Raw genomic sequence first — 11,443 nt, 5'->3', positions numbered from 1 at the left:
ATCCCGCATTTCGCGGCACGATGACGATGACGACCACGCTCACCGATGCAGGCGGCGGCACTGATGTCCTCGTTGTGCACGAAGGGATTCCTGACAGTGTGCCCGCCGCCGACAATGAGACGGGCACACGCATGGCACTGGCAAACCTCGCCCAGCTCGTTGAGGCGAACAAGCATGGGCGATCAGCTGAGCGGGGGCGGGGCAGCGGCAGCTCCGTAGGTAACTGAGGGGACGCGACTACTCGTCCCGGTTCTCTATGAGAGTGCAGGCCAGTTCGTGGAACAGGTCAGCGTTCTGCTCCTCCTCGGCCAGCCGGTCGCCGACGAAGGCGATGAGGTGATCGGTGTCGGCGTCCCGCGCCGGCCCCCAGTAGAGTCAGAACTCACTTACACGCTTTTCGGCGCGCCAAGAGGGGTCGGAACTCACCTACCACTGGCCTCAACACTCACTGACAGAGCCACCGGCGGGAACCGCGGCCCCCTCCGGGCCTACCTGACCATCGAACAGTCCTTCTGGACACGCCACACTGCGTACTGCGGAGAGCAGCTCCCGCTCCAGCAACGCGACCGTGGAGAAGACCGGCGGCTCCGGCATCACCGAACTGCGGTTCCTCTACGAGAACACCCCGCAGGCCGCCCACCAGCGGCGCAGCCGCCGCCACACCGGCGCCTGCCGCCTGAACCTGGCAGGCCGGATTCCGACGGAGCTCGCTGGCCGCTACTACACCGACCGCTTCACCGCCGGCGACATGGACCTGGTTTTGATCGGCCGGACCTCCGACTACAGCACCTTCGCCCAGGGCGCAGCGGCGGACACCGCCACACCCTGGTGTCGTGCCGGGTGTAGAGACGGGACATTTGAGTGCGTCTCATCGGAGTTGCGCGCGTGTCATGGCGCGCTTCGCTGTAAGCGGGTGGGGAACATTTGGGAGCCGGAGTCGCGATGGGGCTGCGGTCGGCACGTCAAGGACATGCCGTGGCATGGGATGGAGGAACGTGGCCAATGGCAACAGGCAAGGTGAAGTGGTTCAGCGCGGACAAGGGCTTCGGTTTTATCACACGGGATGACGGCGGCCCGGACCTGTTCGTGCACTACTCCGCTATCCAGACCAGCGGCTTCAAGGAGCTGAATAAGGGAGACGTGGTCAAGTACGAGGTAACCCAGGGCCCCAAAGGCCACGAAGCGGGAAACGTCGTTCCCGCGACGTAGAACACGGTCGGCTGGCCGCGCCGTCGTCGACCACCAGGCCCTCGCCGCCGCGTGCTGCCGCGCGTGCTGCATCACAGCCCACCGCACCTGGCCCGGCGAACTCACCGACCGCGCACCGCACCTCTCGGACCGCACCCGCGCTGCGCAACCCCGCCACCCCGGGGTCGACGGCCCGCGCCTTGGCCTCCCCGAACTGGCGGCGGGCCGTCGGCGGTGAGCGGCCTGCATTCCCCTTGGCGAGGCACCCCCCAGCCTTCGTCGGGGCCGGAAGCGGGGGGAAGGAGGCGACCCGCTCGGCAAGGGGGTAGAAGGCCCCGGTCGGTGAGCGGGCCTCGATGACGCCGTCGGTGTAGAGCACGAGCATGTCGCCCTACAAAATCCGGTTGCGCGTCGTGCGTGCGGGGCGGCGGGCCGGGTCCGACGGTGAGCGGGCCCCGGGGTTTCACCCACTCCCCTCTTGCGCGCGGCAGGGGGCGGAACCGGTTCTGCGGCCAGGTCTCCGGCGTGTCCTGCCGTCGCATGCTGCGTTGATCCCGGGCATGGATGTCCTCTGCGATGATTCGCTGGCCTCGCTCCATCCGCGCGTCGTCGTCGTTGAGATGCGGGGGCCGATGGAGGAGGTCATCGCGGTGCAGGCCTGGATCGCGGGCCGGGCCCTGTACTGCGACACGACGATCCTGGGCGTGTTCGGCGACAAGGTCAGCTGCCGCATGAACGTCGTCGTCGGCGAGGAGTAGGGGTGCACCGGTTCGGTGGTCGAAGTTCGCACGCTTCGGGTTCGCGGCCGGCTTGGTCCGTCCCGAGTCGTGCTCACCTCGATGTTCTGGGACTCCGAGGCGGCGCGTGGCCCTTCACGTCCGTGTGTACTCGTGGCCTTGGCCACAATTGCACTGGTAGATGCCGCTTTCGGGCACCTTCTGGCCGTGGCGATAGGAGTCCCGGTCGTTCGCGATGCCTGTGTAACCCCGCTCGCTGTACCGCGCGACCGGAAGACTGGCAGGGGACCGGTGCCTCCCGGCCTGGAGAGACCCCGACGGCCGAAGGCCGACTCCCGCCTCCACTCGCTCCATCCCCAGGCCGCGGTGGAACTGCGTTTCGACGACGATGCCATGGACGACGTCCACCGCAGCACCTTCCAGCACATGACCGACGATGCATGGCCCCACGCCATGGAGGCCGCCGTGGACCTGACGCTGCTCAACCGGTACTACGAGCGCTTCGCTGACCACGCCGTGAAGGTCGCCAACCGAGTCATCTTCCTGGCCACCGGGGCCGACGTCGGCACCTGATCCGCGGAACGGTCCCTTCGCACCTGGCCGGCGGTCCACGTCGGTGCGAGAAACGCTTGCTCCAGATCACGCGGCGCAGGCCCGTGCGGGCGACGGTGAGGTCGGCTTCGAGCAGAACTCGCCCTTCTGGACGATGGGGACCGACGTGGCGCGCGGCCCGCGTGGTCCCCGGCGGCGCCGTCCTGCTCGATCGATAGACTGGGTTCACGCCCGGTCAGGCAGCCCTGCCTATCGGAGGAGATCCATGATCGTCATCACGGCGAAGTTCCGGGTACTGCCGGAGTACGCGGACCAGTGGCCGCAGATTTCTCACGACTTCACGCAGGCGACCCGCGCCGAGCCGGGGTGTAAGTGGTACGACTGGTCGCGCAGCCTGGAGGACCCCACGGAGTACGTGCTGGTCGAGGCGTTCCGCGACGAGGAGGCGGGGGTCGCCCACGTGCAGTCCGAGCACTTCAAGACAGCCCAGCAGACGCTGCCGCGCTATCTAGCGGAGACGCCCAAGATCATCAACGCCACCGTGCCCCAGGACGACTGGTCGCTGCTGGGCGAGCTGGCTGTGCCGCCGCGAGCCTGATCCGCGTCGCATCGCGCGCCAGGTCCAGCCGCTGCTCACCGGACTGCGGCAGCAATCGGTTCTCGGGGCCTGTGCCGCATGCGGCCCTCACGCCAGTCCACTGAGTCTCAGTGGGCCCGACAGGTCACCGCCGGGCCGCAGCCCGTATCAGCGCGGCCCGGGACAGGTCCGCTACCTGCTCGCGCAGCACGGCGGGCGCGCTGACGAGTACTCCGCGGATCTGGTTCATCGCCTGGGTGCGGGCCTTGACCGCGCTGCGGCGTGCGACGCGCAGGACACGCACAGCCTCCACTGTGCCTGTGCGGCTCTTCAGGCTGCCGGTGGCTCGCCCCGAGGCGACCGCTGTCGCGGCGGCGCACGCGCCCGTCCGGCCGCGTGCGTAGTGACACCCCTGGTGGGCCGACAAATCCCAAAGAAGACAGTCGAGACGTCAGTCAGGCGGTGGGTCAGACCCACCAGCAGTGCCGCTACGTAGATCATCACTGTCAGGCGGTGGCGCCGAGCAGGTGGCCGATGAGGTAGGTAGCGCCCACCGCCAAAGCGCCCAGGGCCAACTGGCGCAGGCCGCTGCGTACCGGGGAGCGGCCGGTGAGGCTGGCGGCCACGGCGCCGGCTGCGGCCAGCGCTCCGGCGGCCACGGCCAGCGCGATCGGCAGCGAGGTCAGGCCCAACAGGTATGGCAGCAGCGGCAGCAGCGCCCCCAGCGCGAAGCTCGCGAAGCTGCTGATCGCGGCAGTCCAGGCCCCCGGCAGTTTCTGGGCGTCCACGCCGAGTTCCTCCTGGACATGGACGCGTAGAGCCTGATTTGGGCACTCGGCCAGCTCGGTGGCGAAGGACTCCGCGGTGGCCCTGCTGATGCCCCGCGCGATATACGCCTCGGCGAGTTCGGCGATCTCGGCCTGCGGGTCCTGCTTCAGCGCCGACTTCTCGACGGCGACCTCGGCGTGGATCGCCTCGTTCTGCGTGATCACCGAGATGTACTCCCCGGTGGCCATCGAGAATGCGCCGGCGACCAGCCCTGCCATCCCGGTCAACACGATGGTGTGATGAGCCCCGCCGCCGCCCCCACCCCGGCGATCAGACTGGCATTGGTGACCAGCCCGTCCGTGGCGCCGAACACCGCCGCGCGCAGCCAGCCCCCCGACACGTCCCGATGCTCATGGCCAGGCCGAACCGGGCCATCGGCCCGAACCTGCTGAGTATCCTGTCTGAAAATCTTCATGATCAGCCCTGTCTGCAGGTGGTGAACTCATCGACCATCTTTGCGCAGCCTCTTCCACGTCCTCCGCACCGCAGTTGGTGAATAGCCCGAGTGCGGGGCCGAAGGAACGTTCAAGCAACCATTGGGGTAGCGAATGACAGTCGCATCACTGGTGCGTGCTTCGCTGATTGCGTTCGAACTCCACTGGAGGCAGGCCGCCGGCTGCGCTGTGCCTGCGGCGCGTTCCCAGGCGTCCCATGGATGGACCACGCCCAATCTGTCGCACAAGCGGCCGTGGGGGATGCCGATGACCGCGCCGACGAGGACCCGCACGCACACGGGGGTGGAGGAGTCGAGTAGCAGCAGGGCTGCGCTCCCGGCGAGCTGGACCACGGCACCGGCCACGAGCTTGCCGCGAACCTGGGCGTGCTGACGCTCTGGGATGAGTCCGCGAACGGGCTGCTTCGGGTCCTTCAGTCTCACGCCGACGCTTGCTCGGCAGGTCGACGGGCGGTCACAGGGACCAGCCTGGTGCCGATCCCGTTGGCGGAAGGTTCTGTTCGGCCCAGATGATCTTGCCGGGCGTGGTGTAGCGGGTGCCCCAGCGCCGGGTGAACTGCGCGACGAGAAACAGGCCGCGGCCGCCTTCGTCGGTGGTGCGGGCGTGCCGCAGGCGAGGTGAGGTACTGCTGCCGTCCGAGACCTCGCAGATCAGGACGCCCTGCCGGATCAGGCGTAGGCGGATGGGCTCCATACCGTAGCGGATGGCATTGGTAACCAGTTCGCTGATGATGAGTTCGGTGGTGAACCCCAGGTCGTCCAGGCCCCATGCCGTGAGCTGCGCGCTGACCAGGTTCCGGGCGCTCGCGACGACTGCGGGGTCGGCGGCCAGGTCCCAGGAGGCGACCTGGTCCCGGCCGAGGACATGGGTGCGGGCGAGGAGCAAGACCACATCGTCGGACGGCGGGCTGGTCAGCATGGCCCGGACCGCGCCACCGCAGACCGCATCCAGGGTCGGGCCGGGCCGGGCGAGGGCCTCTCCCAGCCGGGCGACTTCCGCGTCGATGTCCTGGCCGCAGGATCCGAGGAGGCCATCGGTGTACAGGGCGATCAAGGTGCCCTCGGGCAGTTCGAAGTCGGCGGATTCAAAGGGCAGGGTCCCGAGCCCGAGTGGTGGTCCGGTCGGCAGCTCGGGGAAGGTGACGGTGCCGTCCGGCCGGACGAGGGCAGGCGGCAGGTGGCCGGCACGAGCCATCGTGCACCGCTGGGTGACCGGGTCGTAGACGGCGTACAAGCACCTGGCTCCCATGGCCGCGGCGCCCTCGGCCTCCTCACCGTCGCCGCCTTCCTGCTCCGCGAGGCTGATGACCAGGTCGTCCAGGTGGGCCAGCAGTTCGTCGGGCGGCAAATCGAGGTCGGCGAGCGTGCGCACTGCCGTACGGAGCCGCCCCATGGTGGCTGCCGCATTGATCCCGTGGCCGACCACATCGCCGACGACCAGGGCGACCCGGGCCCCGGAGAGGGGGATGACGTCGAACCAGTCACCGCCCACACCGCTCGGAGCGCCCGCCGGGAGGTAGGACGATGCCACCTCCAGGGCGGTCCCCCCGGTCAGCTCACGTGGGAGAAGGCTGCGCTGCAACGCGAGGGATGCTGTGTGCTGGGCGAGTTCCATGGCGAGGACGGTGGCACCGTGCTCGAGCGCGATCTGCTCCCACTCCCGGGCCGTCCTGGCGGGGTCCACCAGGGCGAGCACACCAAGTACGTCAGCACCGGGGCTGGCAACGGCCACAAGCCGGCCGCCCTCCCGGATCGGCCGCCCCTCACGAAGAGCGCGGCGCAGCATCTGATCACGCCGATTCCGCGGAGCCCTGGGATATGGGTCGGGGCGGTTCGGGCCTGCCCACACCCGCAGGTTTCCGTGGCGGTCCTCAATGGCGACCGGGTACCCGGTGAGCTCGTGCACGGCACGAGCGATCCCTTCCTGCCCCTCCCCGGCCACCGCGACCCGAGTCAACCGGTCGTGGATGTGGATGGTGTGCTCCAGGGCTCCCACTGCCGCGGCCAGCGCGGCATTCGTGCCGCGCAGCTTTTCGGCAGTCGCCCGCTCTCTCGTGTGCAGCCGGGTGTTGACCAGTGCCACCCCGGTCTGTTGGGCGAGCACACGCAGCAGGAACTGCGTGGCCCGGGAGGGCACCTCGGGCGCCGACACCACGCAGTAACCGATGTGCTCGTGAAGGCCGCGCAGCGTCAGGGCCCAGCCCCACGCCTGGTCCGGGATCGTGACCGCCCCGCCGCTGGGACCAAGAGCGCAGAGTTGTGCCTCGATATCGGCCCGCACACCTTCGGAGGACGGATGCGTAACGTCGGCTTGCCACCCGTCCTCGCCGAGGTACACGCCCACCATGCGGCACCGGCTGAGAGAGGAAACCGTAGTAGCCGCAAGGTGAAGGATCTTGTCCTCGCTTTCGCTCTCGGTCATCACCATCGAGAGCATGAGCAGACCCTGCAGGTTCGACAGCTGGTCGCGCAGCTCTATATCCCCGGCTGTGTGATCGGCGGGAACGGTCGACATCACTGCCTGAAGGCGAGGAACTCGTCGGGGTCGAGGTAGTAGGGGTTGTCGAGCACCATGCCCCCGATGAGGATCTTGGGATGGGTCTTGAGCACGTCCACCAGGAACGCGCCGCTGAACCGGTCGAGCTCGTACATGCAGAGCGTTACCTGCGGATAGCCTGGCAGGAACTGGTTCAGCCTCGCCTCGTACCTCGCCAGCTCCTCGATGTGGGGCATATAACTCAGCGCCCAGGTCGTCTCTCCGATCGCACGGGTGAAGCTGAACCCGCCCTGGCGGGTTGCGTCGCTGCTGTGCTTCCAGAACTCCAGCATCGTCTCGGCGGAAAAGGCACCATCGCGCAGATAGGTGTCCTGCGAGCGGTGCACCTCCAGCTGCCGTTGAACCAAGGCCGATGCGACCTCGGCGCCAAGGGTGTCGAGTACCGCCTCAGGGTCAGTGGCGTCCACGATGCAGATGCACTTGTGGTTGGCCTGCAGACCTTCCCGCAGGTAAGGGATCAGGATCTCGTCGCGGTCGGCCAGGCTCGGGTAGAAGACACACACGTGGTCACCCGGGGAAACCTGGAGGCCGGAAGGCCCCACGGCTATGGAGTCGAGCACCATCGGTATCGCTTCCTCTCTCACCGCCAGCATAGTGCGGGGTGAGCCGTCCCGACTTGTGCGGAGTCCGCGATCGTGTTATCAGCGAACGGTCACCTCAGCCCGCCGAGTACGAACGTCGACAGACACACCGCCGAGGCATCGGTTAGCCTCACCCCATCCGCGGCATAGTCCGCAAGCCCGTCCATCAGACCGGGGCAACTCCTGTGCAACTCCAGCCGACCGCTGAGCCGCCAAGGGCGCCAAGGCGCCATGGCAGAGTTTTCCAGTGAGGCCCCAGAATCGCATTTTCGAGCGGCGCAGGGTGCCGAGACCGCGATCACGAGCGGGCTTGGGTAATGCACTTCTCCGCACCTGTGAGATCGACGAGCCGAGACTACGTCAGCTCCTGGGTCGGGTCCCGTCAGACGCTCGCCCGGGTGCCGATCACCCGTTGTGCTCATTCGGCAAAGTTGTTCTGGTGGGTTGCCCGCTCATCGGCCGGGGCCCGGTCACGTCTCTGCGTGATCAGCGGCGTTGGTGCCCGCTGGCTGCCTCGGCGGTGCGTATCCGGCGGACACGGCTGAAGACATACAGCCGGAACCGGATGTTGGGATGCACGCTCTGTGGTTACATTCTCACGTTGTGTAATGGGGGGAAGTTGGTTATTTGTCCCTGCGGTGGTCCCAGAGGTGAGATGTGGCGGGTGTGCGCGCACGGGCCCGGCGAAGGCGGTCTCGACCGTTGCCCTACGGGTTGTTGCTCCCGGTGGCGCGCGTCGCTACCCCGGCCGCCGCGTTGGAAGTCCGCAAGTTCCTTGATGTCGTGGGGATCCGGTCAACGACGGCTCCCTGCACGGATGGGCAGCGCACGGCCCGGCCGCAGTGGCGCCTTGTGGTGCTGGTCTTCGCCAAGGACGTCGCCCGGGCCAGACGTCTGGTGGACCAGTGGACGCTGCCGGCCCAGACGCCCTGACTCTGCGGCATCCTGCGCCCTCGAAGCTCCTGCCTCGCCGCTCTCCCTGCGTCTGCCGGTTACGCGCACCGGATACGCGTGGGTCCGCGTCGAACGGGAATAGCCGGGCACATTGGGTGCGCGGCCCGCACACAGGAGTCGTCATGGCGGCGACGTCGTAGCGGCCCGAGCTCACCCAGGAGGAGATCCTGCGGGCGGTGGCCTACCTGGAGCTGGTCGACCACGGCGGCGGGAGCGAGGACCCCGCGGCCGCGAGGGAGGAGTTCCACCGGGACGGCGAGGCGCTGGCCGACCTGATGGGCGAGTCCGGCGCCCTGCTGCTCGCCGACTACCTCACGCTCGTGCCCGACGAGCACGAAGGCTGCGGCGCCGACCACGTCCTGACCCCGCTGGCCACCTCATGGGGCCGCACCCCTGCGGCGCTGGTGCGCCCCCGGCCCCGGTGGCGGAGCCGCTGCCGCGTACGGAGCCGCGTGGTTCCTCATCGAGTGCATCCAGGAGCTCGAAGACCACGTCGGCCAGATCATGGCCGACGTACGCGCCGACGTGTCCACGTGGCCGGTGGCCGTGTCCGCCTAATGGGAGCGGTGAGCTGCAGCAGGCCGCCGGCGCTGGCCACGGAGCTGCAGCGCCGGGCAGGCCGCATGTGCGGCGGACCTCCCTGGTCAGGCATGGGTCTTGGGACGGGGCTCGGTGGCGGGGTGGCGCAGTTCTTCGTTGATGCGCTGGGCTTGCTCGAGCTGGTCTTGGAGGATGACGATGCGACAAGCCGCCTCGACCGGGGTGCCCTGGTCGACGAGTTCGCGGGCGCGGGCAGCGATGCGCAGCTGGTAGCGGGAGTAGCGGCGGTGTCCGCCTTCGGAGCGCAAAGGGGTGATCAAGCGGGCTTCGCCGATGGCCCGGAGGAAAGCGGGGGTGGTGCCGAGCATTTCGGCAGCCCGTCCCATGGTGTAGGCGGGATAGTCGTCGTCATCGAGAGGACCGAAAGAGTTTTCTATGGTCACTTGCACCTCTGTTATGGAACGCATCGAGGGGCCCTGGTGCCGTACGACACCAGGGCCCCGAGGACTGCAACACCATCTGTCGGCTTACTGCCGTGCCGACCTATCGTTTCCGCACCATCGCCCCGGGGGGGGGTGGGAGCGAGTGCGGGGATCGCGAATGCGTGACCGTGGGACCACCTTCCGTTCCGGGGCCTGCGGTACCCGGGCCGAACACGTGCTCGCCCGGGCGATCCTGATGGCGTCTGCCTCCTTCTCTTACCTCTGATCAACCTGATTACTGCAGTTCCTGCGTAACGCTGGCGGCCCCTGTGAGCCGCCCGGCCCGGCAGCCAGTGAGGGAGCCCCGACACGCTTCCGGCCCCGCCACTCCACTGCCGTGCCACCACCTGACGTTCCTGCATGCGCGGCAGTTCGTCTCTGCCGCGCCTCACTCGCTGTCTTGGCTACGAGGAAGACATTAACCCCCGACAAGCCCACATGTCTACTTCCGCCACGACAGATTTTCCGTGCACAGGAGGGGAGGCTTCCCTCGTCCGCACCCTCAGGAAAACTGCACCGAAAAGCGCGCCACCGGGGTTGAAGGCCGACCGGAGCGGGCACGCTGACTGCCTGGCACCGTACAGCGGGTACAACCGATACAGGCGGGAGGTACACGCTTGAACAGCACGAAGACCACCGACATCCCGATTCCCGCACCGGCCGTGGTGGTGCAAGGGGACAGCCCGGACGCCATCCACCGCACCCGCGACGCCGCCCGTGCTTTCACCGACAGCCTCACCCCGGCGCCTGACCCCACCACGGCCGACACTCTCGTCCTGGTGGTGTCCGAGCTTGTCACCAACGCACTGCGTCACGGCGGCGGCCGGTATACCCTCGTCCTGTCCGCCGGCCCAGACACCGTGACCGTCTCCGTCAGCGACCCCAACCCGGCACCCCCCCGCGAGCGCACCCCCGACCTCGACGACAGCAGCGGCGGCTTCGGCTGGCACATGGTCCGCCACCTCACCAGACAGCTGTCCATCACACCGGACCGCCCCGGCAAAACCATCCACGCCCGCCTCACCCGATAGCTCCGCCCGCAAGGCCGGAGGGGGAAGCTGGGGGCAATGGACCGGCCCACGTTCGTCGACGACTACCCGCCCGGCATCGCTCACGAGGGCGGTGCCGCCCGGTCCGCGCCCAGCGCCTTGATGAGGTCGGCTCGGGCCCGCGCAACGCGGGACCGGATGGTGACGGGGCAGCCACACACCTGCGCCGCCTCCTCGTAGGACAGGTCGAGCAACTGCGTGAGGACGAACGCGCTGCGCCGGCCGGTGTCGAGGTGGGAGAGCAGCAGTGGCCGCCTGCCGCGGGGGCCAGCAGTGGCGGGAAACCGCCCACCTGGCGACCCGGCCTGCCCGGCTCACTCCGGCGCCGTCACCGCCGGCACCGCACCCACCGCCGCCGCAGCGCTGGCGGCCGCCGTCACCGCCCGCACCTACGCCCTATCCCACCAACCCGACAGCGACGCGCTGGCCGACGCCGACCGGCTCATCGGCCGGACGGGTCCTCGGCGTACCTCGCAGCGTCCTACCCTCACAGCACACCGCGTGCCACCTGGGAATGGCCTATGAACCTCACAGCCCCAACGCCGGAGGCCGACACGACAAGCCCAGAAGCTGACAGCAGTCCGGCGTGCCCAGGCTATCGTCGACTACTCCAACTTCTACGTCGCAATGAAGGCAGCCAATTCCCGCTCGATGGAGGCCTTCGGCTTGGTGCCCACGATGGTCTTAACGACCCGCCCGCACTGATAGACGTTCAGCACCGGGATGGGCAGGTCCCTGTATCTCGCAGCGGTCTTCGGGTTCTGGTCGATGTTGAGCTTGACGATCTCGATCTGGTCGCCGTGCTCTGCGGCGATCGCCTCCAGGCTCGGGGCGATCTGTCGGCACGGGCCGGACCACTCTGCCCAGAAGTGGACCAGGACGGGCTTGTCGCTCTTGAGGACATCCTCGTCGAAACTCACGTCGGTAACGGTCTTCAGCGCCAC

At 68.3% G+C, this 11,443-nt stretch carries 15 protein-coding genes and 2 pseudogenes; 8 read left to right on the top strand and 9 right to left on the bottom strand.

Features of this window, described 5'->3' with window-relative positions; translation table 11 throughout:
• The 3 genes from FCI23_RS43950 to FCI23_RS43940 form a co-directional block, all read left to right on the top strand.
• Window positions 1-227 (top strand): SRPBCC domain-containing protein (locus FCI23_RS43950; RefSeq protein WP_211265720.1); only part of this gene is annotated, 227 nt, incomplete at its 5' end.
• Between the two features lie 299 nt (window positions 228-526).
• Window positions 527-1,021: a Cap15 family cyclic dinucleotide receptor domain-containing protein gene (locus tag FCI23_RS43945; protein WP_169317239.1), complete on the top strand. Its 495-nt coding sequence runs from the start codon at window positions 527-529 to the stop codon at window positions 1,019-1,021.
• The gene (locus tag FCI23_RS43940; protein ID WP_136729652.1) at window positions 1,003-1,209 is read left to right on the top strand and encodes a cold-shock protein; all 207 of its coding nucleotides are present in this window, start codon (window positions 1,003-1,005) and stop codon (window positions 1,207-1,209) included. Before FCI23_RS43945 ends, FCI23_RS43940 begins: the two co-directional genes overlap by 19 nt.
• Here the strand turns inward: FCI23_RS43940 and FCI23_RS64220 are convergent.
• Window positions 1,145-1,573, bottom strand: a complete 429-nt coding sequence (locus tag FCI23_RS64220) for a hypothetical protein (protein ID WP_407646119.1) — start codon at window positions 1,571-1,573, stop codon at window positions 1,145-1,147. The genes FCI23_RS43940 and FCI23_RS64220 overlap by 65 nt on opposite strands.
• Before the next feature lie 175 nt (window positions 1,574-1,748).
• Between FCI23_RS64220 and FCI23_RS43930 the strand changes: the two genes are divergently transcribed.
• The 3 genes and pseudogenes from FCI23_RS43930 (at window position 1,749) to FCI23_RS43920 (ending at window position 3,075) form a co-directional block, all read left to right on the top strand.
• Window positions 1,749-1,946, top strand: coding sequence for a hypothetical protein (locus FCI23_RS43930; RefSeq protein WP_136729651.1), 198 nt, complete (start codon window positions 1,749-1,751; stop codon window positions 1,944-1,946).
• Window positions 1,947-2,288: 342 nt separating this feature from the next.
• Window positions 2,289-2,498 (top strand): annotated as a pseudogene (locus FCI23_RS61170) (PhoU domain-containing protein); the annotation flags it as partial.
• 244 nt (window positions 2,499-2,742) lie between these two features.
• Window positions 2,743-3,075: a putative quinol monooxygenase gene (locus tag FCI23_RS43920; protein ID WP_136729649.1), complete on the top strand. Its 333-nt coding sequence runs from the start codon at window positions 2,743-2,745 to the stop codon at window positions 3,073-3,075.
• 124 nt (window positions 3,076-3,199) lie between these two features.
• Here the strand turns inward: FCI23_RS43920 and FCI23_RS57365 are convergent, their stop codons facing one another.
• From FCI23_RS57365 to FCI23_RS43905, 4 genes and pseudogenes are all read right to left on the bottom strand, one after another.
• Window positions 3,200-3,358, bottom strand: coding sequence for a hypothetical protein (locus tag FCI23_RS57365; RefSeq protein ID WP_169317238.1), 159 nt, complete (start codon window positions 3,356-3,358; stop codon window positions 3,200-3,202).
• A gap of 202 nt (window positions 3,359-3,560) precedes the next feature.
• A pseudogene (locus tag FCI23_RS43915) lies at window positions 3,561-4,297 on the bottom strand (VIT1/CCC1 transporter family protein).
• 493 nt (window positions 4,298-4,790) lie between these two features.
• The gene (locus FCI23_RS43910) at window positions 4,791-6,851 is read right to left on the bottom strand and encodes an ATP-binding SpoIIE family protein phosphatase (RefSeq protein WP_136729648.1); all 2,061 of its coding nucleotides are present in this window, start codon (window positions 6,849-6,851) and stop codon (window positions 4,791-4,793) included.
• A complete protein-coding gene (locus FCI23_RS43905; protein ID WP_246144642.1) occupies window positions 6,851-7,477 on the bottom strand; it encodes an MEDS domain-containing protein in 627 nt (208 codons plus the stop codon). Before FCI23_RS43905 ends, FCI23_RS43910 begins: the two co-directional genes overlap by 1 nt.
• A 723-nt stretch (window positions 7,478-8,200) precedes the next feature.
• Here FCI23_RS43905 and FCI23_RS43900 point away from each other — a divergent pair.
• A complete protein-coding gene (locus tag FCI23_RS43900; RefSeq protein WP_136729647.1) occupies window positions 8,201-8,407 on the top strand; it encodes a hypothetical protein in 207 nt (68 codons plus the stop codon).
• A 59-nt stretch (window positions 8,408-8,466) separates the two neighbouring features.
• Here the strand turns inward: FCI23_RS43900 and FCI23_RS57360 are convergent, their stop codons facing one another.
• Together FCI23_RS57360 and FCI23_RS43890 are read right to left on the bottom strand one after the other, a co-directional pair.
• Window positions 8,467-8,784 (bottom strand): hypothetical protein, encoded by a 318-nt coding sequence (locus FCI23_RS57360; RefSeq protein ID WP_169317237.1) that lies wholly within the window; start codon window positions 8,782-8,784, stop codon window positions 8,467-8,469.
• Window positions 8,785-9,072: 288 nt separating this feature from the next.
• The gene (locus FCI23_RS43890; RefSeq protein WP_136729646.1) at window positions 9,073-9,411 is read right to left on the bottom strand and encodes a MerR family transcriptional regulator; all 339 of its coding nucleotides are present in this window, start codon (window positions 9,409-9,411) and stop codon (window positions 9,073-9,075) included.
• A 656-nt stretch (window positions 9,412-10,067) separates the two neighbouring features.
• Between FCI23_RS43890 and FCI23_RS43885 the strand changes: the two genes are divergently transcribed.
• A complete protein-coding gene (locus FCI23_RS43885) occupies window positions 10,068-10,481 on the top strand; it encodes an ATP-binding protein (RefSeq protein WP_136729645.1) in 414 nt (137 codons plus the stop codon).
• An 80-nt stretch (window positions 10,482-10,561) separates the two neighbouring features.
• Here the strand turns inward: FCI23_RS43885 and FCI23_RS43880 are convergent, their stop codons facing one another.
• Window positions 10,562-10,693 carry a hypothetical protein gene (locus FCI23_RS43880; RefSeq protein WP_407646118.1) on the bottom strand — a complete coding sequence of 44 codons (132 nt, stop codon included), beginning with the start codon at window positions 10,691-10,693 and terminating at the stop codon, window positions 10,562-10,564.
• A gap of 423 nt (window positions 10,694-11,116) precedes the next feature.
• Entirely contained in the window at window positions 11,117-11,443 is a 327-nt protein-coding gene (locus FCI23_RS43875; protein ID WP_136729643.1) for a thioredoxin family protein, read from the bottom strand.

This window comes from Actinacidiphila oryziradicis (genome assembly GCF_005047355.1).
Taxonomy (GTDB): Bacteria; Actinomycetota; Actinomycetes; order Streptomycetales; family Streptomycetaceae; genus Actinacidiphila; species Actinacidiphila oryziradicis.
The sequence above is the reverse complement of the archived record's forward strand: the minus strand, read 5'-3'. Positions and strand labels throughout refer to the sequence as shown.